The organism is Chitinophaga alhagiae (genome assembly GCF_003568665.1).
Lineage (GTDB): Bacteria > Bacteroidota > Bacteroidia > Chitinophagales > Chitinophagaceae > Chitinophaga > Chitinophaga alhagiae.
In genome coordinates this window covers 1,329,237-1,354,668 of the sequence record NZ_QXMH01000001.1, presented here as the reverse complement: position 1 = coordinate 1,354,668, position 25,432 = coordinate 1,329,237, and the positions used below count along the sequence as shown (strand labels likewise).

Annotated in this window: 18 protein-coding genes; 7 read left to right on the top strand and 11 right to left on the bottom strand. The window is 55.9% G+C overall.

Annotation, left to right across the window (positions count from 1 at the left end):
* Positions 1-2 precede the first annotated feature (2 nt).
* Positions 3-1,532 (top strand): RagB/SusD family nutrient uptake outer membrane protein, encoded by a 1,530-nt coding sequence (locus tag D3A97_RS05290; RefSeq protein WP_119077360.1) that lies wholly within the window; start codon positions 3-5, stop codon positions 1,530-1,532.
* A gap of 170 nt (positions 1,533-1,702) precedes the next feature.
* Here the strand turns inward: D3A97_RS05290 and D3A97_RS05285 are convergent, their stop codons facing one another.
* Positions 1,703-1,933: a hypothetical protein gene (locus D3A97_RS05285; RefSeq protein WP_119077359.1), complete on the bottom strand. Its 231-nt coding sequence runs from the start codon at positions 1,931-1,933 to the stop codon at positions 1,703-1,705.
* A gap of 1,056 nt (positions 1,934-2,989) precedes the next feature.
* Between D3A97_RS05285 and D3A97_RS05280 the strand changes: the two genes are divergently transcribed.
* The 4 genes from D3A97_RS05280 to D3A97_RS05265 are packed head-to-tail and all read left to right on the top strand — an operon-like array spanning position 2,990 to position 9,493.
* A complete protein-coding gene (locus D3A97_RS05280) occupies positions 2,990-5,632 on the top strand; it encodes a DUF1553 domain-containing protein (protein ID WP_198673872.1) in 2,643 nt (880 codons plus the stop codon).
* Between the two features lie 4 nt (positions 5,633-5,636).
* Positions 5,637-7,130, top strand: a complete 1,494-nt coding sequence (locus D3A97_RS05275) for a DUF1501 domain-containing protein (protein WP_119077357.1) — start codon at positions 5,637-5,639, stop codon at positions 7,128-7,130.
* Between the two features lie 3 nt (positions 7,131-7,133).
* Positions 7,134-8,072: a twin-arginine translocation signal domain-containing protein gene (locus tag D3A97_RS05270; protein ID WP_119077356.1), complete on the top strand. Its 939-nt coding sequence runs from the start codon at positions 7,134-7,136 to the stop codon at positions 8,070-8,072.
* Positions 8,069-9,493 (top strand): c-type cytochrome domain-containing protein, encoded by a 1,425-nt coding sequence (locus tag D3A97_RS05265; RefSeq protein WP_119077355.1) that lies wholly within the window; start codon positions 8,069-8,071, stop codon positions 9,491-9,493. The genes D3A97_RS05270 and D3A97_RS05265 overlap by 4 nt, the downstream gene beginning before the upstream one ends.
* Before the next feature lie 193 nt (positions 9,494-9,686).
* Here D3A97_RS05265 and D3A97_RS05260 read toward each other — a convergent pair whose 3' ends face one another.
* From D3A97_RS05260 to D3A97_RS05220, 9 genes are all read right to left on the bottom strand, one after another.
* A complete protein-coding gene (locus D3A97_RS05260; RefSeq protein ID WP_119077354.1) occupies positions 9,687-10,970 on the bottom strand; it encodes a DEAD/DEAH box helicase in 1,284 nt (427 codons plus the stop codon).
* 279 nt (positions 10,971-11,249) lie between these two features.
* Positions 11,250-12,089, bottom strand: coding sequence for an SDR family NAD(P)-dependent oxidoreductase (locus D3A97_RS05255; protein ID WP_119077353.1), 840 nt, complete (start codon positions 12,087-12,089; stop codon positions 11,250-11,252).
* An 80-nt stretch (positions 12,090-12,169) separates the two neighbouring features.
* The gene (locus D3A97_RS05250; RefSeq protein ID WP_119077352.1) at positions 12,170-13,072 is read right to left on the bottom strand and encodes a helix-turn-helix domain-containing protein; all 903 of its coding nucleotides are present in this window, start codon (positions 13,070-13,072) and stop codon (positions 12,170-12,172) included.
* A 150-nt stretch (positions 13,073-13,222) separates the two neighbouring features.
* Entirely contained in the window at positions 13,223-14,188 is a 966-nt protein-coding gene (locus tag D3A97_RS05245; protein WP_119077351.1) for a YheT family hydrolase, read from the bottom strand.
* A gap of 185 nt (positions 14,189-14,373) precedes the next feature.
* On the bottom strand, positions 14,374-16,224 hold the full coding sequence (locus D3A97_RS05240; RefSeq protein WP_232825853.1) for a family 20 glycosylhydrolase: 1,851 nt from the start codon (positions 16,222-16,224) through the stop codon (positions 14,374-14,376).
* Positions 16,221-17,378, bottom strand: a complete 1,158-nt coding sequence (locus D3A97_RS05235) for a sialidase family protein (RefSeq protein WP_119077349.1) — start codon at positions 17,376-17,378, stop codon at positions 16,221-16,223. Before D3A97_RS05235 ends, D3A97_RS05240 begins: the two co-directional genes overlap by 4 nt.
* A 57-nt stretch (positions 17,379-17,435) precedes the next feature.
* Positions 17,436-18,659, bottom strand: a complete 1,224-nt coding sequence (locus tag D3A97_RS05230; protein WP_119077348.1) for an AGE family epimerase/isomerase — start codon at positions 18,657-18,659, stop codon at positions 17,436-17,438.
* Position 18,660: 1 nt separating this feature from the next.
* Positions 18,661-21,279: a sodium:solute symporter family protein gene (locus D3A97_RS05225; protein WP_198673870.1), complete on the bottom strand. Its 2,619-nt coding sequence runs from the start codon at positions 21,277-21,279 to the stop codon at positions 18,661-18,663.
* Positions 21,280-21,292: 13 nt separating this feature from the next.
* Positions 21,293-22,234, bottom strand: coding sequence for a dihydrodipicolinate synthase family protein (locus tag D3A97_RS05220; protein WP_119077346.1), 942 nt, complete (start codon positions 22,232-22,234; stop codon positions 21,293-21,295).
* A gap of 364 nt (positions 22,235-22,598) precedes the next feature.
* On the opposite strand from D3A97_RS05220, the gene D3A97_RS05215 reads away from it, so the two are divergent.
* Both D3A97_RS05215 and D3A97_RS05210 read left to right on the top strand, forming a co-directional pair.
* On the top strand, positions 22,599-23,306 hold the full coding sequence (locus D3A97_RS05215) for a FadR/GntR family transcriptional regulator (RefSeq protein WP_119077345.1): 708 nt from the start codon (positions 22,599-22,601) through the stop codon (positions 23,304-23,306).
* A 46-nt stretch (positions 23,307-23,352) separates the two neighbouring features.
* Positions 23,353-24,096 (top strand): DUF2490 domain-containing protein, encoded by a 744-nt coding sequence (locus D3A97_RS05210; RefSeq protein ID WP_119078438.1) that lies wholly within the window; start codon positions 23,353-23,355, stop codon positions 24,094-24,096.
* 71 nt (positions 24,097-24,167) lie between these two features.
* On the opposite strand, the gene D3A97_RS05205 is transcribed toward D3A97_RS05210, so the two are convergent.
* Positions 24,168-25,397 carry an MFS transporter gene (locus D3A97_RS05205; RefSeq protein ID WP_119077344.1) on the bottom strand — a complete coding sequence of 410 codons (1,230 nt, stop codon included), beginning with the start codon at positions 25,395-25,397 and terminating at the stop codon, positions 24,168-24,170.
* Positions 25,398-25,432 lie beyond the last annotated feature (35 nt).

The window sequence follows — 25,432 nt, the reverse complement described above, 5'->3', positions numbered from 1 at the left end:
CCATGAGCCTGAAACAGGTCATATCATCCGTTTTACTCTTCCTGGGCATGCTGGCCAGCTGCTCCCGGAGCTTCCTTGACCAGGAGGTGCCCGGCAGGTCCCCGCTGGAAGGGTATTACCAGACGGATGCGGATGCCGTGACCGCCACGTTTGCCGTGTATGATTTCCTGCAGGCGGAATACAACTGGGGATGGGGCAGCCCGCTAATGGTGAAAACGCTGCCTTCAGACGAGAGCAACGCCGGCGGCAACGGCCCGGCAGACCAGCCGCATTACCAGGCGCTTGACAAATACACGTTCGAGTCGCAGAACCAGGGCGTGCTCTGGGTGTGGCGGGTCAATTATTTTGGCGTGTACCGCGCCAACCAGGTCATTAACCGGGTAAAGGGCGAAACGGAGACGCAGAAAAGGATGATAGCCGAATGCAAGGCCCTGCGCGCATATTTCTATTTTGAACTGGCGGCCTTGTGGGGAGATGTGCCGCTCATTTTGCAAGACCTGCAGGTAGATGCCTATAACGCCACTCCCCGCGCCAAACGCGCGGATGTATACGCGCAGCTGGAAAAAGACCTGCAGGAGGTGATCCCGCAGCTGCCCCTGAAAAGCGCGCTGCCGCATGCAGACCGCTTCCGGGTGTCAAAAGGCGCGGCGCAGGCGCTGCTGGGTAAAATATACCTGTACCAGGGCAAATGGCCGCAGGCGGCGGAGCAGTTCAACGACGTGATCGTTTCCGGGGAGTACGGGCTGGAAACGGCGTTCAAAAATGTTTTTTCGCAGGCAGGGGAGTTTGGGGTGGAAAGCGTGCTGGAGGTGCCCTTCTCGGAAAAGAAAGGGTATACGTGGGATAATTTTCCCTGGGGCGCGTTCCGCCAGATAGAGAGCAACATACATGTACAGCTGATGGGCCCCCGGGAAGAATATTATACACCCGCGCCCGGAGATTCGCTGAATGCGGGCTGGGGCTTTAACACGCCCAAACCCAGGCTGTACAATGCCTTTGTGGCCGCGGGCGATGTAGTGCGGAGAAAACAAACGCTCATGTCTGAAGCGGAGCTGACGGCCGCCGGCGGTAAATGGACGGCTCCCACGGCCTGGGATTACGAAGGGTACCTGCAGCGGAAATACGGCTCGTTTGCCACCCGCACGCAAACCGGCGGCGGGGCCGCGGCCGCGCTGAATTACGGTACCAATAACAAGCTGATACGGTACGCAGACGTGTTGTTAATGGCCGCGGAAGCATACTACCGGGCGGGTAACGAAGATCGCGCGCGGGCGGAGCTGAAAAAAGTGCGCCTCCGGGCGGGCCTGCCGGAAATAACGGCGGCCGGCCAGGCATTGTTCCAGGCTATTGTGAACGAACGGTTTATGGAGCTGGCCTTTGAAGGTTTCCGCTACCTGGACCTGGTGCGCTGGGGCCTGGCCGCGCAGGAACTGGGGCCATTGGGCTTCCGGGCCGGCAAACATGAACTGCTGCCCGTACCGGATGAAGACGTGCGGGTGGGCAACCTTACCCAGAACCCGGGGTATAATTGATCCGGTTTTCGGGAAAAACAAATAACGCCCTCCCCGGCGTAATGGGGTGCAACGTAGTTATTGATAAAAGCGATATATTAAAGTAGATGTTAGGTAAAAGGGCCGCCTTTCCAGGCAGCCCTTTTTTAATGTTCAATAGGGAACATGGGATGGTTGATTTGGTTTTTGATTTACGGCACGGGTTGGCCGATGGCCCACTCCATCTCCTGCCGGGGCATCTTTTCCGGGTCCAGCATTTCGCCGTCTCCCGTGAGCAGCCACCGGATGTTCAGTTCTTCAAAGTTTTGCGCAATGTCCTTGACAATGTCTACGCTGGGTTTAGCCCCCTCTATCCGGAAGAGGCGCGCCACTTTTTCGCAGCTATTATAGTTCAGGCAGCGGCTGAATTCAGACGCCGTCATGTTTTTGTGCTGTAAAAAACAGCTGAGTCTTTTCGCAATCGGTTCCATAATAAAAACAGATCTTTCTCTTTAGAGTCTCGAAATGAAAAAAAAGGGTGAAAGATTTCAGCGAAAAAATATTTTTTCTTTCCACATTCACCCTGACCCCCATTAAAATCACTCTATAAGTATGGGAGCCCCCGCATTCAAAGGAATGCATCGCACCCGGTCAAACAAACCGGTTGGGAAAGGGAAGCTCCGGATTACGGACGTGGATCCGTAAAGGCCAGTCTGGCTGAGCGACTCGCAAGGCATTTTCAGGCGGCGGGTACCCGGAAGGGTTCCCGGAGCCGTTTTTGCCGGTCCGGCCTTTCATCGTTCCATACCCCAATACCGGACTATGGCCAACGTGGTGCAGCCTTTTGAGGCAGCATTTTTTTCAAGATAGTCTCATGTCTAATGTATGCATATACCGGGGGGTGAATTCTTTCACCCTTCTTATTTTTTTTGTTAGCCACCCATACCAACCCCCCGTGGCGGGTTAAAATTTGTTAAGGCCTCCCGTGCAAACGGGAGGCCTTTTATTGATAGTATATTAACAGTAGCCTCAACCGAACCTCAAGCGAACGTGAAGCGAACGAGAAGCGAAGGAGAACCGAAAGAGAGAAAGGGTAAAATAGCATCAGTTTTGAGCTTTCCGGCCATCCGCCACCCCCTAAAAACGCAAAGGGCCCCGGTTCAACGGAGCCCTTTACTTATGGTTGTTCAAAGGAGCTGATATGTAATGTCATAAAAATAGGAAACCGCGTTCAAAACCGCGCCTGGCAACAGATATATTTGTTGCTATAAAGTATCGGATTTTTCAAATTATAAGAAAATCAACTATTTTTTATCGTTTTGCAACTAGAAGGGTTTTTTGTACATTTAAATCAAATTCCGCCGGAAGCAGCAACAGTGCAGAAAAAGACATAGATTCAACAACGGAAAGGGGCGGGTGCTAAACTCATTATTAAGTATTACGATAAGCAAATGTATTATTACTCCACGTACCGGGCCGTGCTGTGCGCATGCGTCTTTATGATGGCTGCTGCCCAGTTTGCGGGTTGCAGTAGCCGGAGGCAGGTCGATTATAGTTCCGAAGTAAAACCCATTCTCAACAAACATTGCATCAGTTGCCATGGCGGCGTAAAACAAAGCGGCGGCTTCAGTGTGCTGTTCCGCGAAGAAGCGCTGGGCAACACCAAAAGCGGCCATCCCGCCATTATTCCCGGAGATGCGGGCCGCAGCGAGTTCATCCGCCGCCTTCACAGCAAAGACCCTAAAGAGCGCATGCCTTATAAAAGCGCGCCGCTCAGCAAGGAAGAGATCAGCATCCTCACCCGCTGGGTAGAACAGGGCGCGCAATGGGGCGAACACTGGGCTTACGTTGCTCCTGCAGCGCCCAAAGAAAAAGAAGCCGGTATAGATTTTTATATCAACGAAAAACTGGAGGAAGAAAACCTGGGCGCCGCGCCGGCAGCAGATAAAGTAACCCTGCTGCGCAGGCTCAGCCTGGACCTGACCGGCCTGCCGCCCGCAGATAACATGATGGCCGCTTTCCTGGCAGACAACAGCGCGGGCGCCTATGAGAAAATGGTAGACACGCTGCTGGCCTCACGGCATTACGGGGAGCGCTGGGCCGCCATGTGGCTGGACCTTGCGCGCTTTGCGGATTCCAAAGGGTACGAAAAAGATGCCAAGCGGGAAGCATGGCGCTACCGGGACTGGGTGATCAGCGCGTTCAACAAAGACATGCCGTACAACCGCTTTACGGTAGAGCAACTGGCCGGCGATCTGCTGCCGGACCCCACGGATGACCAGATGATAGCCACCGCCTTTCACCGCAATACCATGAATAATGACGAAGGCGGCACGCAGGATGAAGAGTTCCGCACCGCCGCTGTAATAGACCGTGTAAACACCACCATGGAAGTGTTCCAGGGTACTACCATAGCCTGTGTGCAATGCCATGCCCATCCCTACGATCCGTTCCACTTTGAGGACTATTACAAACTGATGGCCTTCCTCAATAATACCCGCGATGAAGATACGCCCGGAGAATACCCCACCTTGCGGCTGTATGACAGCATTGGCCGCAGGCAGGTAGATACGGTAGCCGCCTGGGTAGCCGGCCATGCCGGGAAAGATGAAGAAAAAGAGATACGGGATTTTCTCCGTACCCTGGAGCCCAAGATCCATGCGCATGACCATGACTCGTTCGTAAACGGGGAACTGGCAGATACCAAATACCTCAGCATCCGCAACGGTGGCAGCTGCCGCCTCAAAGACGCGCCGGTGAACGGCAGGGGCAACCTGCTGATGTTTTACTGGACGAGGAACGACGGCGGTTCCATGGAGATACGGGCCAACAGTTTAACCGGCCCCGTTATTGGCCGCACCCGGCTGGAAAAAGGCAGGGGCATTATCAACGTGCCCATTGAGCCGCTGGAGGGCCGCCACAACCTGTTCTTCGTATTCCGCAACAGCAGCCTGGAACCCTTGCAGTCCGTTTGCGCGGTGGAGTGGATGGCCTTCCGCGAAGACCTGCCGGGCAAAGGGGAACCGGGGTATAGAACGGTAGAAACGGCTTTTATGAAACTGGTGAACGCCGCTCCTGAAAGCGTACCGGTAATGGTGGAAAACCCGGGAGAGATGTTCCGCCCCACGCATGTTTTTGAAAGGGGCAACTGGCTGGTGAAAGGCGAGCAGATGCAACCCGATGTACCGGCCTCGCTCAATCCCTTCCCCGCCAACGCGCCACGTAACCGCCTGGGGCTGGCGCTGTGGATGACCAGCAAGGAGAACCCGCTTACCGCGCGTGTAATGGTCAACCGCTTTTGGGAACAACTGTTCGGCACCGGCATTGTGGAAACGCAGGAAGATTTTGGTACGCAAGGGTTTTTACCGTCTCATCCCGCCCTGCTGGATTACCTCGCTTACCGGTTTATGAATACCCATGGCTGGAGCATGAAAGCCCTGCTGAAAGAAATGGTGATGTCTGCCGCCTACCGGCGGGATTCCCGCAGCTCCCCTGAACTGCAGGAAAAAGACCCCGCCAACCGGCTGCTGGCCCGCGGCCCGCGCTTCCGCCTCACCGCGGAGCAGGTGCGGGACCAGGCGCTGGCCGTAAGCGGGCTGCTGAGTGAACGCATGTATGGCGCCAGCGTAATGCCCTACCAGCCGGAAGGCATTTGGCAGGCGGTGTACAGCGGCCAGGCCTGGAAAACCAGCGAAGACGGCAACCAGTACCGCCGCGCGGTATATACCTACATCCGCAGAACAAGCCCGTACCCCTCACTGGTCACCTTTGACGGCTCCAGCCGCGAGGTATGCCTGCAGCGGAGGATACGCACCAATACGCCGTTACAGGCGCTGGTAACGCTGAACGACCCTGTGTTTGTGGAAGCGGCCCGGCACCTGGCCCTCAAAATGAAAACAAGCGGCGGTGCAAACAAAGCAGCGTGTATCCGTGCAGGTTATAAAGCCGCCATGTTCAAAGATATTGACCCGGCCCGGCTGGGCATACTGGAAAAGCTGTATGCACAGGCACAGGCAAAATACAGCAAAGCGCCCAAGGACGCGGCCGCCCTGGTACAGGCCGGTGAAGACGCGCACCTGGCCGCTTTAACGGTGGTTGCCAATGCTATTCTCAACCTGGATGAGTTCTTATCCAAATCCTAAGATCATGTCAGCAAAACTCATAAAAGAAGCAAACGAACAGGCCGCCCGGTATTTTTCCCGCCGGCACTTTCTGCAAAATTGTGTGACCGGCCTGGGCGCCACGGCGCTCACGTCGCTGCTGGGAGGCTGCAACTTGTTCTCCTCATCCGGCAACGGCGGCGGCATGCCGCAAAGCCTCAACCCGCTTGACCCGAAAGCCCCGCATTTCCCCGCCCGCGCCCGCAGTGTTATTTACCTGCACATGGCCGGCGCTCCCTCGCAGCTGGAAATGTTCGACTATAAACCGGAACTGCAAAAGCTGCACAACCAGTTATGCCCGCAGTCACTGCTGGAAGGAAAAAAATTTGCCTTCATCCGCGGTGTGCCCAAAATGCTGGGGCCGCAGGCCAACTTCAAACAGCATGGCCAGTCCGGGGCCTGGGTGTCTGACTATATGCCGCACTTTGCAGGCATGGTAGACGAAGTGAGCTTTTTGAAAGCCGTGCAAACAGACCAGTTCAACCACGGCCCGGCCCAGCTGTTCATGCACACCGGCAGCGCCCGCCTGGGCAGGCCCAGCACCGGCGCCTGGGTAACGTATGGCCTGGGCTCTGAAAACAGCAACCTGCCCGGTTTTGTGGTGCTCACCTCCGGCGGCAAAACGCCCGATGCGGGTAAAAGCGTGTGGGGCAGCGGTTTTCTTCCATCTGTATACCAGGGCGTGCAATGCCGCTCCAAGGGAGACCCCGTGCTGTACATCACAGATCCCGACGGCATGGACCGCGATCTGCGGTACCAGTCCATACAGGCCATCAATGAAGTGAACAAGCTGGAATACGAAGCCTTCTCAGACCCGGAAACCCTTTCCCGCATTTCACAATACGAGCTGGCCTACAAAATGCAGATCTCCGTACCCGGCGTAATGGACATCAGCAGTGAGCCGGCCTATATTCATGAACTGTACGGCACGCAGCCCGGCAAGGAATCTTTTGCCAACAACTGCCTGCTGGCCCGCAAGCTGGTGGAAAAAGGCGTGCGGTTCGTGCAGCTGTTTGACTGGGGCTGGGATGCCCACGGCACAGACGAGCATACGGCGGTAGACCTGGGCATGCGCAACAAGTGCCGCGAGATAGACAAGTCCATTACCGCGCTGCTGCTTGACCTGAAGCAACGCGGCCTGCTGGATGAAACGCTGGTGGTGTGGGGCGGCGAATTTGGCCGCACGCCCATGCAGGAAAACCGCGAAGGCAAGGAAATGCCTTTCCTGGGCAGGGACCACCATGCGGAAGCATTTACCATGTGGATGGCCGGCGCCGGCATCCGCAAGGGCGTTACCTGGGGAGAAACGGACGAGATCGGTTTCAGCGCTGTAAAAGGCCAGGTGGCCGTTCACGATATTCACGCTACCATCTTGCAACAACTGGGTTTTGATCACGAAAAACTGACCTATCACTTCCAGGGCCGGCCTTTCAGGCTGACAGATGTGGGCGGCCACGTTATAAAAGAAATTATAAGCTAACCTATGCAACTGAACAGAAGGAACTTTCTCAAACAATCCGCCGCCGCGGGGGCCACGTCTTTATTGCCTTCCCTGCCGGCGTTCAGCACCGCTCCCGGAGAACAGCAAACCCCTGCGGCAGCCGGTTTCAGGCTGGTGGTACTGGCCACCAACTGGGGCTTTCAGGGTAGTACGGACGAGTTTTGCCGCCGCGCCAAAGAGGTCGGTTATGACGGTATTGAAATGTGGTGGCCGGGCGATGCGGCGGCGCAGGACGCCCTGTTTGCCGCACTGGCCAAATACCAGCTGGAAATAGGTTTTCTCTGCGGCAGCGGCAGCAGCGATTATGCCAAACATGCGGAACAATTTGAAGCGGCCCTGAAAGCCGCCACCGGCCAGCAAAGGCAGCGCCCGCTGTATATTAACTGCCACTCCGGGAGAGATCATTTTTCTTTTGAGCAGAACACCAAGCTGATTGAAATAACCACCCGCATATCACAGCAAAGCGGCATACCGGTGTGTCATGAAACGCACCGCTCCCGCATGATGTTTGCCGCCCACATTACCCGCCGCTTTATTGAAACACAGCCCGCCCTCCGCCTCACGCTGGATATTTCCCACTGGTGCAACGTACACGAGTCGTTGCTGCAAGACCAGCAGGAAACCGTAGCCATGGCGCTTTCCCGCGCGGAGCACGTGCATGCGCGCATTGGCCACCCGGAAGGGCCGCAGGTAAATGACCCCCGCGCACCGGAATGGGAAGGCGCGGTAAAGGCGCACTTTGCCTGGTGGGACGAAATTGCCCGCCGCAAAAGAGAAAAAGGGGAAGTGATGACGGTGCTTACGGAATTTGGCCCGGTAGACTATATGCCCGCCCTGCCGTATACCCGGCAGGCAGTAGCCAACCAGTGGGACATTAACGTACATATGATGAAACTCTTAAAAGCGCGGTACGGGAAATGACGATCTTACTGGAAGTTTCGCAGACCGGCTGGGGCCTGTTTTTCGGGCGCTTTCACCCGGTGCTGGTACACCTGCCCATTGGCATGCTGCTGGTGGCGTTCGTACTGGAAGCATTGAGCAAGCACAGGAGGCTGGCCATACTGGGCGCGGCCGTACTGCCTGTGCTGATATTCGGCGCGGTGTCTGCCGTGGCCGCCTGCGTAGCGGGTTACCTGCTGTCTCTCTCCGGCGGGTACGATGACGGCGCGCTGGCCCTGCACATGTGGCTGGGGATAGGCGTAGCCGTTATATCCGTATTGTTATGCGTATTGAGAAGGTACACCCTCTTCAAAAAGAGCTGGCTGGCAGTTTCCGGCGTAATGGTGCTGCTGCTGTCTGCCGCCGGCCACTATGGCGGCACGCTCACGCATGGAGATGATTACCTGACCGCGGCCCTGCCGCTGGGCAAAAAGAAAACGGCCGCGGCCACGCTCACCGGCCCGCCGGAAGAAATAAAAGTGTATGACCAGCTGGTGCGCCCCGTGCTGGAGCAGAAGTGTTATGGCTGCCACAACGAACAAAAGCTGAAAGGCGGCCTGCGGCTGGATGGCATCAAACACATCCAGGAAGGCGGCGAGAACGGCCCGGTGCTGAAAGACAGCCTGCCGGAAATGAGCGAACTGTATAAACGCCTGGTGCTGTCTGAAGACGATGACAAGCGCATGCCGCCCAAAGGCAAGCCCCAGCTGAACCCGCAGCAGGTAGAAATTATTTACTGGTGGATAGCGCAGGGCGCTTCGCCCACGGCCACGGTAAAAGACCTCCATAAAACGCCGCGCATACAGCTGGTGCTGGAATCCCTGCAGCCGTCCCGGGGCGGGGAGGCCAATCCTTTCATTCCCGAAGCGGAAGCCGGCGCTCCGTCAGAAAAAGACGTGGAAGCGCTGGAGGCTATTGGCGTAAAAGTGATGCCTGTTGCCGCGCAAAGCGGGTATGTGATGATCAATGCCATCAACGCCGCGGCGTTCGGTAACCGCGAAGCGGAACTGCTGCTGCCCCTCAAATCTCACATTGCCTGGCTGAAGCTGTCCAACACACAGGTTGGGGATTCTGCCTTGGCCGCCATAGCGGAACTGCCGCACCTGACCCGCCTGCACCTGGAGAATACCGCGGTAACAGACGCAGGCCTGCCGGCGCTGGCCGCCAGCAAATCGCTGATGTACCTCAACCTGGTAGGCACCAAAGTAACAGGCAAAGGCCTGCAGGCGTTGCACCAGAACAAGGCCCTGCGGGAGGTGTATCTCTATAAAAGCGCTGTAACCCCTGCGGAAGTAACCACGCTGAAACAGCGCATGCCCCGTGTGAAGATAGATACGGGCGGGTACCACATGCCCGTGCTGGCAACGGATACGCTGGTGTTCAGGAAAGAAAAGAAATCGTAACGCTGTTGTGTAGCAAAAAATAAAGAGGACGTTTTACATGTAATTGCTGCCTGAAGGCAGTTGGAGGATCGGCGCCTGTCTGCCCTTGCCCTCAACATGTAAAACGTCCTTTTCTTATTCTTCTATGCGCGGCACCCTTTAACACGGTCACCGCGCCGCCTGTTTGGGCGGTTGTTTCTCGTTCCTATATGCACTACGCCTGCTGTTGCCGGTTACCACGGCCGCCGCGCCACCTGTTGGGGCGGTTGTTCCGCTTCTTGGCCGCTACCTGCTGGGAAGATGATTGCCGCATCTGCACGGCCGGTACGGGTTTCACCGTGGCGGTCACAGAAGTTTGGCTGGCAGGGAAAGGGTGGTCTTTGATCACCGGAATTTCCTGCGCTATCAGTTTGGCAATGTCTTTCACATACGGCAGCTCTTCCGCTTCACAAAAAGAGAGGGCTATACCGCTGGCGCCCGCCCTGCCCGTTCTGCCAATACGGTGCACGTACGTTTCCGGTACGTTGGGTATTTCGTAATTGATCACGTGCGAAAGATTGTCCACGTCAATACCGCGGGCGGCAATGTCTGTTGCTACCAGCACGCGGATGCGGCCTGCCTTGAAATCGGTCAGGGCGCGCTGGCGGGCGTTCTGTGACTTGTCTCCATGTATGGCGCTGGCGGCTATCTGCGCTTTGTTCAGCTCCTTGGCCACCCGGTCCGCCCCATGTTTGGTCCTGGTAAACACCAGGGCGCTGGAGATGGACGCATCTTTCAATACATGCACCAGCAGCGCGCGTTTGGAGCTTTTATCCACATGATAAAGGCGCTGCTCCACTTTTTCAGCAGTGGAGGAAACGGGCGTTACCGCTACCTTCAGCGGGTTGGTGAGGATGGAATTGGCCAGGCCCGCAATTTCTGCCGGCATGGTAGCGGAGAAGAACAACGTCTGGCGTTTTTCAGGGAGTTTGGTGATCACCCTTTTTACATCGTGAATAAAACCCATGTCCAGCATACGGTCTGCCTCGTCCAGCACAAACTGGCGGATGTACCGCAGGTTGATGTGGCCCTGCTGCCAGAGGTCCAGCAGGCGGCCCGGCGTGGCCACCAGTATGTCTGTGCCATGCCTCAGGGCTTGTATCTGCGTTTGCGGGGATACGCCCCCGAAAATGACCAGGTGTTTGATGCCGGTATGCGCGCCATAATCCCTGATGTTCTCTGCTATCTGGATGGCCAGCTCGCGGGTGGGCGTAAGTATCAGTGTTTTGATATGCCTGTCCGGCACCTGCGCCGTTTGTTTTTCCTGATATAATAATTGCAGGATGGGAATGGAAAAGGCAGCCGTTTTACCGGTACCGGTTTGCGCACAGGCCAGCAGGTCTCTCTTCTGCAATACGATGGGTATGGCCTGGCTCTGGATAGGTGTGGGCGTATGATAACCCTGTGTTTCAAGCGCACGCAAAATGGGCGCAATGAGACTTAATTTCTCGAATGACAATATGTTATGATTTTGCTAAAATGATGCTAACAATCCTGCTTAAAAAGAAGGGAAGGATGGCTAGATTGTATATCCACACATCATTTTAATGAACCTGACTGCGGCTTTTGCCGAGGAGGGGATATAGAAATATCCGCAAAGGTACGGAATTTCCGGCAAATGGGGATGGATGGGCAAAGTCTTTGTAAAATGGGCCGGCGCTGGCGCCGGCCCCGGAAGGGAGCGTGTTAAAATGTTTTTCCCGCATCATGTTTGTTTCCCTGGCGGGCGGCCCCCCGCTCAGTTGAAATCCGTAGCCGTGGCCAGGTGCTGCCAGCTGTGCAGGTCTCCCTCCACCGCCGCCATTTTCTGGCGGGCCAGCTGATAGGCGTCTGGCCCCAGGAACAGGTGGAGCGGCGGCTGTTGGGCCTGGGCGGCCGCCAGTATCACGTCAATGCCTTTCTCCGGGTCTCCGGGCTGCGCGCCGTTGATCTGCTGCTGGTGCGCGATCTGTGACTGGCGGGTGGAGGTGTACGCCGCAATAGGGTTTGCGGGCACCGCCAGCGATCCGGCGGAAAGGAAATTGGTGCGGAAGTAACCGGGGCTGACAATCACCACCCTGATGCCAAAGGGCGCCACCTCCGCGGCCAGTGACTCGGAAAGCCCTTCCAGCGCAAATTTGGTACCGCAGTAGCTGCCGAAACCGGGAAAGGCGCCGTTGAACCCGCCGATGGAGGAAATGTTGAAAATAGTGCCGCTGCCTTGCGCGCGCAATACCGGCATTACATGGCGGATCACGTTCAGCGGGCCAAATACGTTTACATTGAAGTTGTTGCGCACTTCCGCGTCTGACAGCTCTTCCAGCGTGCCAATGAGGCCGTAGCCGGCGTTGTTGACCACCACGTTTATAGTGCCGAAGGTGTTCACCGTTTCCTGTACGGACCGCAATACGCTCTGTTCGTCTGTTACGTCTGTTTGCAGCGGCAAAAAATTCTCATGCTGCCCCACCGCGTTAACGAGCGTTTCCTTTTTGCGCGACGTAGCGGCTACCCTGTACCCCTGCCCCAGCAGTTTTTTTACGAGTACCAGGCCAAAGCCTTGTGAAGCGCCTGTAACATACCATACTTGTTGCTGTGCCATGTGTGTTGTTTTTGATAGCACAAAACTAGCGCGGCGGATGGCCACGGCTGTTAATCAATTCAAACCAAAAATTGCAAAAATCAAACGGTGCGGAAAGAGCGGGGCGTTACCTGCGTTTTTTTCTTGAAAAAATTATTGAAGTGGGCCGGCTCCTGGAAACCAAGGCAGTAGCCTATTTCAGATACGTTCCAGTCTGTATGGCGCAGCAGCATTTTGGCTTCCCGCACAATGCGCTCCGCTATCAGCTCGGAGGTAGATTTACCGGTAGTGTCTTTCAGCGCCTTGTTGAGATGGTTCACGTGTACAGACAACTGGTTGGCAAAGTCTATGGCCGTGCGGAAGTTGACCTGTTGTACGGGAGACTGGATGGGGAACTGCCTTTCCAGCAGCTCGCTGAACATGGTGGAGATGCGCCCGGCCGCGTTGCCGTGGGCATGTACTTCCTGCGCGGGCTGCATCTTGAGCCCGGTGTGGATCAGCTCCAGTGCATAATTGCGCAGCAGGTCGTATTTATACGTATAGTCAGCCTGCAGCTCCGCCAGCATTTTCTCAAAGAGGTCCCGCACCGGTTGTACCTGCGCCGCGGGCAGGTGTACAACGGGCTGGCCGCCCGGCCTGAATACGGGGAAATCCAGCAGCCTGATGGAGGTGAACTGGTGGAAGAACGCTTCCGTGAATATGCAAAAGTAACCGCCCTGCTCTTCAGAAAGATGCTCGCACTGGTAGGGCACCTGCGGGTTGGCAAACATCAGGGCGTGGTCTTCTACTGCTATTACCTTGTCCGCGAAATAATAACGGTTCCTGCCGCTTACAAGGGCCACCTTGTAGAAGTCACGACGGCTGTAAGGCAGGGGCCTGGCTTCGCGCCCCACAAATTCCGCCGAGTTAAAAACGTTGAAATGACCGATCTCTTTCTCCAGGCCGCCGGGTACCTGGAGGTCTTTGGCACGGTAAAATTCTTCCAGGGTTTGGGTCTTTTCCATATACCAAATCTACGAATAAATGTTTTTCCGGAATTTTTTTCGGAACAGGGAGACGTAGTGCTGTTCACGGCCGGGGCGGGCGGCAGCCTGCCATCAGAATAAGCGCGCAGGCCCCGTTGTAAAACGGGCCATTGATGTACAAGCCCGTTTTCAGGGATGCTCGTGAATGAACTGGAAAGCCCTTCTTTCAGACCAGTAATGTTTGCCTGAAAAGGTCACAAACCCCACATGCCCGCCGGTTTGCGGGGTTTCCAGGTGGAAGAAGGGGTTTTGTTCCGCTTCCTCATAAGGAAAGCTGCCCTTGCCAAGAAAGGGATCGTCCAGTGCATTGATGAGCAGTGTGGGAATGCGGATGCCGGGCAGAAATTGCCGGGAGCTGTTGCGGGCCCAGTATTCTTCTGCGTCCTTGTAGCCATGCATGGGAGCTGTGTAGCGGTCGTCAAACTGTTTGAAGTTTCGGATCTCGTCAAACCGCTCCAGCGAGATCTTACCGGGGTAACGAAGGGCTTTCTCTTCCAGCTTGGCGCCCAGCGAGCGGATGAAACGTTTCATGTAGATGGCGTTATGCCGTTTTTCCAGTTCCAGGGAGCTATCTTTCAGATCGCAGGGCACTGAAATGGCCACCGCGGAGCGGACCAGGGGAAGAATGCCCGTACTTCTTTCGCCCACGTACTTGAGGGTCACATTACCGCCAAGGGAAAAACCCACCAGGTGAAGGTGCGTGTACCGGCCGGTGGCGGCCATATGCTCTACCACGGTTTGCAGGTCCCCGGTTTCGCCGCTGTGGTAAAAGCGGAGGGCCTCATTGCTTTCCCCGCTGCACCCGCGAAAGTTCATGGCAACCGTATCATACCCGCCTTCATTGAAAATGTTGACCATACCGGTAACGTACTGCCTGCGGGAGCTGCCTTCCAGCCCGTGGAGTATGATCACCAGCTTGCGGCTGTTCACGCTGCTGAGGTCAAGATCAATAAAATCGTTATCCGCTGTACGGATGCGCGTACGGGTGTACCGCGCTGTTTTTATTTTCCTGAACAGGGAGGGAAAAATGGTCAGCAGGTGGCGGTTCCGCAGCAGAAAGGGAGCCTTGTAATCCGTGGTGGGTACAACGGGCATCTTTTTTTTTGTAAAGATAGAATATTTGGAGCGGCAGGCAGGAGACAAAAGAGGGCCGGTGACTGTGCATGACCGGCCCTCTGTCAGGATCAATGGCGCGTAACACCGCTACAGCGGAGGTACAAAGAAGGCCGGCCAGTATACCTGACCGGCCTTCTGCACAGGATCAATAAAGCGTAGCACCTTCACGGCGCGGGTATAAAGGTGAACATCCACTTCACGGGGTTATGCCAGTCCGGCCCTTTGAAGCTGCCCACCGGCGCTTTTATTTTAACGGTGTTCCAGCCTTTGCGCAGGGGAATGATTACCGGCGCGCGGTATTCATATCCTTCATCCACCAGCGGAATTTCGCTGTCTCCCTTTTGCCCGGCCCTTTTCCAGTGGGGCGGCGGCACCAGGCTGCCGTTTACCCATACGGCGCTGTGGCGGTTGTCCCACGCGCGGGCGGGCGGTGAGTCTGTGTTCGGGGAGCGGGAAAAGTTGTTGAACCCTATCCAGAACTTTTCAGGGCCTGCCTTGTTGCGCCAGATCCTGGTGTAAGCGTACCAGGTGGTGTTCTCTTCCGGCGCCGGTAAAGCGCCCGTTACTTTCGGCGCCCACCAGTGGCGGAGAATAACCGTGCCGCCCACGGTTTGCAGCGCCGGTGCGCCGGTAGTATCAAAATCACGGGCAAGGTCTCCATTATTCCGGAAGGGGCCGTACAGGTCCCATACCAATGCGGATTGGGCTGCGTAAGGGAAAGATAATGTTGAAAAATAGCGTTGCCGGTGCTGCAGGAGGCGTTGCTCAAAAGCGGCAAAAGAGGTGGCTTTTGCCGTGCCGGGCGCGCCGATGGCGGCGGCCCAACCGGGGTACCCGCCGCCTTTCCAGACACGTTCGGAAAAGGCCGGAATGCCCGGGTATACAGCGTTCATGCGTAGCAGGTCATCTTCATGCCGCACCTTCCGGTCGTGCCAGAGGCACAGCGTGGCGCCTTTCATGGCCGTGTCTATTTCCCGGAAGAACAGGGTTGCCACGGTTTCCAGCGGGTCCATATGGTTCAGGTAAAGATGGCGGGAGTCTACATACTGCAGGGAAGTATCCGTGGCGCCATCATTCATCCACAACTGGCGGAGCGTGCCGGGGTGCAGGTTGCCGCCGGGGCTCCAGCCAATGGTTTGTTTGCCCAGGGAATGCAGCAGCGCTGTTACCTCCGGCAGAAATTGCCGGTTGGAAATATGTACCTCGTCACCGCCGATGTGTATATAAGGTACATCGTACGTGGCGCAAAATTCCCGCAGGATGCTTTTCACGATGGCCAGCCCTGTGTCTGACTGCATGTCTGTTTTCATGGCGCGCCTGAAGGCGGTGCTATGGCCGGGCATGTCTATTTCCGGCACAAGGGTGATATAACGGTCACGGCAGTACGCTATCAATTCCCGCATGTCGGCTTCGGAATAAAATTTCCCTTTGTTGCGTGTCATGTGCTCCGGCGCCGTCAGTTGAGGATATTGCCTGCAGGCCAGCCGCCAGGCCACGTCTTCAGTGGGGTGGAAGTGAAAAACGTTCAGCTTGTACCGTGCCATTACATCGATCTGCTGTTTCAGCAGCGGCATGCTTTGGTAGTTCCTGCCCACGTCCACCATGTAGCCGCGCCAGGCAAAGGCCGGCCAGTCTGTAATGCGGCATGCCGGTATCTTGCTGTTGCCCCGGGCCAGTTGCTGCAGGGTCTGTATGGCGTAGAACGCGCCGGCCGCGTCCTGGGCCGTTATCACAATACTGTCCGGGTGTACCTGCAGGGTGTACCCTTCCGGCCGGTTGCCGCCGCGGCGGACCACCACGTAATTGTTGCTGCCCTGCGCCATTCTGGCCTGCGGGAAGAGGGTTTGCAACAGCCGTACCTCCCGCCTGAACATGTCATCCGCCGGCAGCAGGTACCGGCAGGCCGCTTTTTCAAAATGCCCGGCGTCCCAGCTTACCTGCTGCGGTGCGGGGATCAGCGCCGGCTGGGCGTGGGCGGCAAACGGCAGCAGCAATGTTAGCAGGCGCCGTATCATAATTTGATCTTTACGGGAACGAAGGTGATGGTGCTGTAATTGTCTTTTTCATACAGCACGCCCACAGCCCTGCGGGACAGCCGCACAATGTCCGAATAGGCGGTTTTGCTGCTTTTCAGCGCGCCGGGGGAGCGGTCTATCACGTAGCTTCTTTTCCATGTTTTACCATCGTTGGTGCTGATGCGCAAGGTGAGATTATCCCGCTGGGTGGTGTCTGCCGCGTTGCAGAAAGCAAGTACATGCCCTTTTTTGCGGCGTTGCAGCGTGAGCAGCGTGCCCTGGCATACTGGGTCTGGCAGGTTGCGGTCAAAATAGGCGGTATCCCAGGTGGCGCCGCCGTCTTTACTGACGGCCACTATCCTGGCCCGCACATCGCCCTGCTGGTTGCGGACGTTCATCATGAGGCGGCTGCCGGAAATATCCGCGGCAATGGCCTCGTTACCGCCGGGAACAGCTACGCTCCCGCCAAGGCGGAAGGTTTTGCCATGGTCATCGGTATAGAAACCATGCGCGCGGTAATCCCGGAAGTGCGGTTGCGGCGGCCCGGCGGAGTGGTTGGCGGCAACAAATATCCTTCCTTCGAACTTCCCGCTTTCAAACTGCATGGCGTGGCCGGGCGTGTTGGCATAGCTGCGCCAGTCTTCCGGAAAGGAATAGGCCGGCGGAAATGAAGGGCGGTGCGTTTGGGCGGTGATGTTCACCGGGTCAGACCAGGTGGCGCCATTGTCTGCGGAGGTTTTGTACCAGACCTCGCGCAATCCTTTCCCTTTCCGCACTTCTCCTTCGTGGTTGTTGCCGGTGTTGTAAAAAAGGAAGATGCGGCCGCCGGGGAAGGCGGGATCTCTGGTATCTACAACCGGCGCGGGGTTGCCAGCTTGCAGGGAGTCATAGTCTACTACTTCCTGCAGGGCGCTCCATGTTTTGCCGCCGTCTGTGCTGCGTTTCATCACAATGTTGATATCCCCGAAATCTCCTGCGTTGTGTACACGCCCCTCGCAAAATGCCAGCAGGTGGCCGTTGGGAAGCCCGATAATGGCGGGGATGCGGTAACTGCGGTGCCCTTCCTGGCCGGCCGTAAATACCGGTACGGACTGGCTGTAGGTAACCATGCTGCTGAGCACCAGCACGCACAGTAAAAAAAGTCTGCTCTTCATGATCCTGTTATTTTGATCCGGGCAAAATTTCTCACGATGCCCGGGACCTTGAATTTTTTATAGGCTGCTCCCTGCTTTACGGGCAGCGTTTTGTTCCTTTTTCTCCAGGTGCTCCTGCAATATCTGCAAACAATACCATTCCTGCCGCGGCAAATGGAACGGGCCTTTGAAGAGGTTGCCCTTGGCCGTTTGCGCCACCGTACCGTTGCGGTGCAGGTAACCGAACCACTCCCCGTTTTCCGTATCATGAAAATGGCTGTAGGCATATTGATGCACCTGCCGGTGCCAGCGCGCGTATTTTTCGTTGCCGGTCATCAGGTATGCCAGTAAGGTGGCTATGATGGCCTCATTGTGCGGCCACCAGAACTTCATGTCCTGCCAGTATTCCTGCACCGGTTTATGATAAACGTCCCGGAAGTAAAAGATGCCGCCATACTCTTTGTCCCAGCCCCGCTCCCACATGTAGTCCAGCATTTTGCAGCCCAATGCGGTGAGGCGTTCATCATTACCGCGGTGGCGGGCTTCGTGCAGGATGAACCAGGCGCCTTCTATGGCGTGGCCGGGGTTGAGGGTGCGGCCGTCTATGTGGTCAATAATGCTGCCGTCTGGCGCTACGGTCTCCATTACGCAGCGGATATCGTCTTTCACAAAAAAGGTCTCTATTTCAGAGATCCACTGGTCAATGTACGCATCACAGCGCTCATCGCCAATGGTGGCGCGCAGCTGCTGGGCGGTGTTGAGCATGATCATGGGCACGCCAATACCGCGGGCGGGCCGGGTGCTTGTGTATTTGGAGGGCAGCAAACCCGGTGTGGACGCATATTCCAGGCATTGCCCGAACAGCGCGCGGGCAAATGATGCCATGCTGTTGCTGCCGGTGGCCTGTGCATATGCCGCGGCGGCAATTACGGTAAAGGTTTCAGAGAAGAAGTACCGCCGCTTGCGGATGGGCTGGCCGTTGCGGGCCATGTGAAAGAACATGCGGCCATCCGTATCAAAACAGTGTTGCTGCAGGAAGTCAATGCCGTACCTGGCGCCCTGCAGCCACTCCGGGTTGCGAGATACGGTGTTGTAAAGGGTAGACAGCAGCCAGGCGGCGCGGCCCTGTATCCACACGGCCTTATCATCGTCCAGCAAGGTACCGTTGGCCTCGCGCATGAGCAGATAGCCGCCGTACTCCTTGTCGTAACTGCGGGGAAACCAGAACGGAACAGTGTTGTCCAGCAATTGCCGCCGGTAAAAATCCCGCAGGTGCAGCAGGTCTGTAGTTGAATAAAGCATATTAGTTCTTATAAATGGTTAAGCCGGCAATATCTTTCCGCTGCCCCGCCACCAGGCTGAACAGGTAGCCGCATACCGCGCAGCTGGCCAGGCCGGTCAGCGCATACAGCAGCAGGTTGATGTGCGTGTAGCGGTACACCAGGTATTGTATCACACCGCTGACCAGCAGCCCCGCCGTAGCGCCAAAGGCGTTGGCCCTGCGGGTAAAAATGCCCAGGACGAACAGGCCCGCAATGCCGCCGGTGAACAGGCCCAGGATGGTGTTGAACTGGTCCCAGAGAGACACAATGCCGGTACCGGCCATTACCAGCGCAATTACGGTACCGAAGATGCCTACGGCCAGGGTAGCGGCCCGCGCGGCCAGCAGGTAACTTTTCTCTGACCTGGCGGGGAATATTTTCCGGTAAAAATCATTGACAAATACGGTAGACACCGCGTTCACACTACCGTTAAGGCTGCCCATGGCGGCGGCAAAAATGGCGGTGATCACCAGGCCGGAGATGCCGTTGGGCAGCTCGTTCACAATGAACCAGGGGAAAATGGTGTCTTGCGAGTCCAGCGCAATGTTCACCTTTTCCGGATGTTGCTGGTAAAAGAGGTATAACAGCGTGCCGAGCGAAAAGAAGATGATGGTGGAAGGCAATGTCATCCAGGCGCTGAGCTTCAGGCTGCCAACGGCGGTCTTTTCATCTTTGGTGGTGAGGTAACGCTGTACCACCGTCTGGTCTGTGCCATACACGGTGAGGTTCAGTGCCAGCCCGCCGATCAGCACTACCCACAGCGTGGGGGAGCTGAGGTCGAAGTGAAAGTCCAGCAGCTTCAGTTTGGCGTTGGCGGCAAGACTGGCCCAGGCCTCTCCCGCAGTGCTTTTCATGCGCATAGGCAGCAGCACCAGCGACAGCAGGGCGCCGCCCAGCAGTATGATCACCTGTACTACCTCCGTCCAGATGACCGCTTCCACACCGCCCAGTACCGTATAAAAGAGGCTTACAATACCCATGATGAGAATACAGGTGGTAACGGGTATGCCTGTTACCACGGAAAGCGCAATGCTGGGCAGGAGCAATACAATGCCCATGCGGCCCAGTTGCAGCAAAATGAACAACAGGGAGGCCAGGCCGCGGGAGAGGTAGCTGAAACGTTTTTCGAGGTATTCATAGGCGGAGGTAACGTTCAGTTTCCGGTAGAAGGGAATAAAGAAACGCACCACCAGCGGCATTACCATAATGATGGTCATGAGCAGCAGGAAATACGTCCAGTTGGTAGCGTAAGTTTTGGCGGGAATGCCGATGAAGGTGATGGCGCTGAGCTTGGCGCCGAAAATACTGAGGCCGGTGGCCCAGCCGGGAATCTTCTGGCCGCCGCGGAAATAGTCGTCTGTAGAAGCCTGGTGACGGGATGTCCAGATGCCGATGGCGATCATCAGGAGCAGGTACAGGGCCAGTATGGTGTAGTCTGACCAGGAGAAGAACTGTTTTCTTTCAATAACGCCTTTCAGGATGGCAGGGGTGCGCACGCCCGGCCGCACCTCGCCGCCCGGAATAAAAATATCGCCGCCCCATTTTACCGCGGTGGTGGTAACGGGCGTTTCAAACGGCAGTTCGCCGGTTTTGGTCCAGGTGTTGGTAACGGTGTTGAAGAGGTGGATATCGCGGCTGAACCCGCGGTGTTCTGTGAGCAGCGGCAGTTTCTGCGCCTGCAGCGCCGCTTTATGGCCATCAGGCGCCGCCTGGATGGCGGCGTTGAACGTTTCTATGCGGTGAAATACATCGCCCTTGTCTCCGCCAAATAAAAGGATATAGGTAGCACCGGTGGCTATGCCGGTACCGGCGGAAAGCGCGGCAGCGGGCACGGGGGCCATTTTTTTCCATTGCCCTTCCTGCAGGTTGTACTGGTATACGCTGTTGTGCAGCTGGCTGATGCCGGTGGCGGTGCGCGTTCTGCCGCCAATGAGGTACAGGCAGGGATACTCGCCGTTTGACTGTACAACGGTTACTGCATGGGAAACCGCCAGCGGCAGGTCTGGCAATTGCTCCCAATGGCCGGCGCCGGGTTGCAGGCGGTAGAACGTGCGGAGGGCGCCGGTGTCTGTTTCGCCGCCGGTGAGGTATACGGTGTTGCCATGCAGGGCGGCGGAGGCGTTGGTAACAGGCTGCGGCAGGGAAGGCATGGGGATGTTCTCCAGCTTCTGCTGTACAGCGTTCCATTGCAGCAGGAACACCTCCCTCCGGGGGCCGTTCTCATTTTCCCCGCCTATGCAGAGCAGGCCTTGCGGCGTGGTAACGCTGGCGGCGTAGGCAAATGAAAATGGCAGGGTAACCGGCGGCAGCCAGGTAGAATCAGGCCGCAGCAGGTACACATCGTTATGATATTTTTTGTGGCCGCCTTGCCAGGGCATGCCGTCCGGGAAGTTGGCGCCGCCGGCAATCAGCAGCAGGTCATGGTGCACGCCCGCGCTGGCGCCGGCCAGGCCGGGCTGCTCTGTTGCTCCCCGCGGCGGGGGCAGCGTGGCGGGAACCGACCAGTGGATATGGTTGTTGGCCGGCTCCTGTGCCCCCAGCCGGGAAATGGAGAGCATGGTAATGAGAAATGTCAGTTTGATAAACAGTGAAAAATGCATCGCGCGTTTTTTGTCAGCCCTTCACAGCAGCTGGCAGTTGAGAACAGAAAGATGTAAAGTCAAGCGCTGCTACGTCTTTTGCAAAAGCCTCCAGCCTTTCCGCGCTCATGTTAGACACGGGCTTGCGGAAGCCGCCACAGTCAAGCCCTATCATTTTCATATAGGCTTTACCGGTAGCTATGCCGCCATATTTCCCCAGTAGGCGTATCATGTCTATGGAACGCTGCTGCAGGGCGCGCGCTTTTTCCAGCTCACCGTTTTCCCAGGCCCGGATAAGGTCCAGGTAAAGCGGGGCGGCATAGTTGAAAGTGCTGCCCACAGCGCCTTTTGCGCCAATGCTGAGCGCCGGCAGCATATTCTCGTCCCGGCCCCAAAGCATATCGTAATACCCGTTGCGGAACCGCAGGCAGCTCAGGAAGTCCATAAAGTCTTCATGTGTATATTTGATACCGGCAAAATTGGGGCAGTGCCCGTCTATGGCCTGCAGCAGCTCTATCATGTTAAAATGTACGCCGGTGAGCACCGGGATGTGGTAGTAGTAAAACGGCATGTCCGGCACCGCCGCCGCAATTTCCATGCACATATCCGCCAATACTTTCACGCTGGCCGGTTTGAAATAGAACGGCGCCGTAAACGCCACGGCATACAAACCCGCTTCCCTGGCGTGCCTGGCCAGCTCAATACATTCCGCCACGCTGGTGCCCCCCAGCAGGGTGATCACCTTGAAGTCTCGTTGATCAACGGCGGCGGATGCCCAGGCCTCCGCCACCAGCTTGCGCTCGCGGAGCGTGAGAGATACGCCCTCGCCGGTAGACCCGCAGATGAACGCGCCGGATACACCGTTATTCTTTAATAGTGCATAGTAGGCCGGTATCAGTTCCAGATGAAGGTTTCCGTTGCCGTGCATGGGTGTGAAGGGGGCCGCAACCAGGCCCGCTAGATGTTCGATATTCATATTTCGGGTTTGAAGTATTTGGAAAAATCCCGGAAGACAAGACTATCCCCGGCCTGTCATAATACGCCAACGCATACTTAACTGGTTAAGCATGCTGAGAGAGATGGGTTACAACAGTTGTTGATGAACCAATATTTTCTTTTTGCTGCTGCTTTCATACGAATGAGATTTTAGTTGTATATTCATACTATGTTCTGTATTATGTATGACATAATAAAGTTAAAAATATTTTACCGGTAATTCCAAATAAATATTCAGAAATAAATTAAAATATTGATTGTCAATTAAATAAACAGAACCAGGAAAGGAACGCTACCTACATTCTGCTTCTTTTCCACTATTTTTGAATTAAGTATAACATAATATGACTCTGACGGCTATCAAAGACAGTTTTAAATCAATAGACACCAGCACGCTGGTAGACAAAGTGGAAGCGAACCTTGTAGAACTGCTGCAGGAGCGGAAATTAAAGGTGGGAGATTCCATACCCAAGGAAATGGAGCTGGCGGAAGCCCTGGGCGTAAGCCGCACCGTAGTGCGTGAAGCCTTGCTGCGCCTGCGCATCATGGGGCTGATAGAATCCAAGAAGAAAAAGGGCGCCGTTATTACCAGTCCAGATATTTTCGGCATCCTGAGCAAAAGCATGAACCCGCATGTGCTGGACCAGGATACGCTGAAGGAAATGTTCGAGATACGGCTGGTACTGGAAATCGGCATGGCCGACTTTTTATTCCATCGTATCACAAAGGAAGACATCCGGGAGCTGAAAAAAATAGTAGGCAAGGAGCCGCCCGCCACGGAGCATCACCTTTTTAACATAGACCATGAAATAGCCTTCCACGGCAAGCTCTACGAAATTGCGGGCAACGAGACCCTGAAAAAATTCCAGAAAATGTTGTTGCCGGTATTTGACTACGTGCACAAGAGCGGGCTGCTGAAAAAACAGCCCCGCCTGCGTAACTTCCTTTCCCACAAGGGTTTGGTGGACATACTGGAAAAGGGCACGCCGGAAGAGTTCCGCATAGGCATGCGCAAGCACCTGGAGAACCACTTTGCACGGCTGTTTGAATAATGCCGCCCGCGCTTTATTTTTGAACCGGTCCAAAAGCAAGGTTCATATGAAGCAATACATTCTGACTACGGGGATTTTCTTTTTCGCCATGCTGCGCGTACATGCGCAGCAGCAACAAACCGCTGGCTGGCTGGCGGTGTTCAACACCTTCCGCGTTCCGTCATCCAAATTCAGTGTGCACCTGGATGCACAGGTGCGCTCTTCAGACAAGTTTGAAGCGTTCCAGACGTTTATAGTACGGCCGGGCATTAACTATCATGTGCGCAAGAATATGGTAGCCACAGTGGGATATGCCTGGATACGCCTTCGTTCTCCCTACTCCAACATGGCGAACCTGATAGATTACGATTATTTGTCCGAGCACCGTATCTGGGAGCAATTTATCGTGAACCACCAGGTAGCTTTCATTCCGCTGCAGCACCGTTTCCGGGTGGAGCAACGGTTTATGCCCAAAAGCATTGTGGAAGAAAGCGGCCTGAAAAATGACGGGTTTGACCTGGCGCACCGTTTCCGGTATTTTCTGCGGGGCATTATACCTGTAGACGGATCGGAGCAATTTGAAAAAGGCATTTTTGCGGCGGTGCAGAACGAGCTGTTCCTCAACTATGGGGACCCTTCCCGCACCAACGGAAAAACCTTTGACCAGAACCGCGCGTACCTGGCGGTAGGTTACCGCGTAAGCCCGCGCTTTGATGTGGAAGGCGGTTACCTTAACCAGTTCATTTCAGGGGCCGGCAGTGCGCGCACTACGTTCCATGTAGCGCAGATAGCTGGTTATGTGAGGTTATAAGCTATAGGCACAATAAAAAAGCGGGTGCATCTCCTGATCTGGATACACCCGCTTTTTTTTTATACAAAACGTCAGGCTGCTTTCCGTTTTCCTTCAATATTCGGTAAAAACCCGGTCAGCAGGCCAATAAGCGGCAGATATGCGCAAACCTGGTATACGTAGTTGATGCTGGTACGGTCTGCCAGCTCGCCCAGGAGCGCGGAGCCAACGCCGGCCATGCCGAAGGCGAACCCGAAGAAGAGGCCGGCTATCAGGCCTACCTTACCGGGCACCAGTTCCTGCGCATATACCAGGATGGCGGAAAACGCGGAGGAAAGTATTACGCCGATGAACACGCTCAGCACCACCGTCCACAGCAGGTTTACATGCGGCATCAGCAGCGCAAAGGGCGCCACGCCCAGTATGGAGATCCAGATCACGTACTTTCTGCCGATCCGGTCCCCCACAGGGCCGCCAATAAAGGTGCCGGCGGCAATGGCAAAGAGGAATACGAACAGGTATACCTGCGAGTCCTGCACGGACACATGGAACTTGTCCATCAGGTAAAAAGTGTAATAACTGGTCAGGCTGGCCATGTAGAAGTACTTGGAAAAAATGAGTACCAGCAGGATGAACAGCGCAAAGGCCACCCGCCCTTTAGACAATTGTACGCCGCCTGATACGGCCGCTTTCTTTTTGGGCCTGGCGCGCTGCGGGTTGTTGAGGTACCAGCGGCTGATGCGCAGCATTACTACAATGGCCAGCAGGGCCATCAGGGAGAACCAGGCAATGTGCAACTGCCCGAAAGGCACAATAATGGCCGCGGCCAGGAGCGGGCCAAGGGAGCTGCCGGTGTTGCCGCCCACCTGGAAAAGAGATTGCGCCATGCCGTGTTTACCGCCGGAGGCCATGTAGGCCAGGCGGGACGCTTCCGGGTGAAAAATAGCGGAGCCCACGCCTACCAGCGCTACAGACAGCAATACCATGGCAAAACTGTGGGAAAGCGCCAGGCATACCAGTCCCAGCAGTGTAAAGCCCATGCCAATGGCAAGGGAGTAGGGCTGCGGGCGCTTGTCTGTGTACAGGCCCACCAGCGGCTGCAGAATGGACGCAGATAGCTGGAAGGTGAGGGTAATCAGGCCCACCTGCGAAAAACTAAGGTGCAGGGAGTCTTTTACCAGCGGGTAAATGGCGGGGATGAGCGACTGGATGGTGTCGTTCAGGAGGTGGGTAAAACTTAATGCCAGCAGTACGGAGAACACCGTTTTTTCTGCTGTAATACGGGCCGATGCGGTTTCTTCGGCATCCAATACAGTTTCCATTTTTGTCAGATCATCTGATATTTAGGTGAAAAAAA

Coding starts and splice junctions, on each gene's coding strand:
- D3A97_RS05210 (WP_119078438.1), top strand. CDS start 23,353: ATGAAGCAATACATTCTGACTACGGGGATTTTCTTTTTCGCCATGCTG.
- D3A97_RS05205 (WP_119077344.1), bottom strand. CDS start 25,397: ATGGAAACTGTATTGGATGCCGAAGAAACCGCATCGGCCCGTATTACA.
- D3A97_RS05220 (WP_119077346.1), bottom strand. CDS start 22,234: ATGAATATCGAACATCTAGCGGGCCTGGTTGCGGCCCCCTTCACACCC.
- D3A97_RS05270 (WP_119077356.1), top strand. CDS start 7,134: ATGCAACTGAACAGAAGGAACTTTCTCAAACAATCCGCCGCCGCGGGG.
- D3A97_RS05290 (WP_119077360.1), top strand. CDS start 3: ATGAGCCTGAAACAGGTCATATCATCCGTTTTACTCTTCCTGGGCATG.
- D3A97_RS05245 (WP_119077351.1), bottom strand. CDS start 14,188: ATGCCCGTTGTACCCACCACGGATTACAAGGCTCCCTTTCTGCTGCGG.
- D3A97_RS05280 (WP_198673872.1), top strand. CDS start 2,990: ATGATGGCTGCTGCCCAGTTTGCGGGTTGCAGTAGCCGGAGGCAGGTC.
- D3A97_RS05250 (WP_119077352.1), bottom strand. CDS start 13,072: ATGGAAAAGACCCAAACCCTGGAAGAATTTTACCGTGCCAAAGACCTC.
- D3A97_RS05230 (WP_119077348.1), bottom strand. CDS start 18,659: ATGCTTTATTCAACTACAGACCTGCTGCACCTGCGGGATTTTTACCGG.
- D3A97_RS05235 (WP_119077349.1), bottom strand. CDS start 17,378: ATGAAGAGCAGACTTTTTTTACTGTGCGTGCTGGTGCTCAGCAGCATG.
- D3A97_RS05240 (WP_232825853.1), bottom strand. CDS start 16,224: ATGATACGGCGCCTGCTAACATTGCTGCTGCCGTTTGCCGCCCACGCC.
- D3A97_RS05255 (WP_119077353.1), bottom strand. CDS start 12,089: ATGGCACAGCAACAAGTATGGTATGTTACAGGCGCTTCACAAGGCTTT.
- D3A97_RS05225 (WP_198673870.1), bottom strand. CDS start 21,279: ATGCATTTTTCACTGTTTATCAAACTGACATTTCTCATTACCATGCTC.
- D3A97_RS05275 (WP_119077357.1), top strand. CDS start 5,637: ATGTCAGCAAAACTCATAAAAGAAGCAAACGAACAGGCCGCCCGGTAT.
- D3A97_RS05265 (WP_119077355.1), top strand. CDS start 8,069: ATGACGATCTTACTGGAAGTTTCGCAGACCGGCTGGGGCCTGTTTTTC.
- D3A97_RS05215 (WP_119077345.1), top strand. CDS start 22,599: ATGACTCTGACGGCTATCAAAGACAGTTTTAAATCAATAGACACCAGC.
- D3A97_RS05285 (WP_119077359.1), bottom strand. CDS start 1,933: ATGACGGCGTCTGAATTCAGCCGCTGCCTGAACTATAATAGCTGCGAA.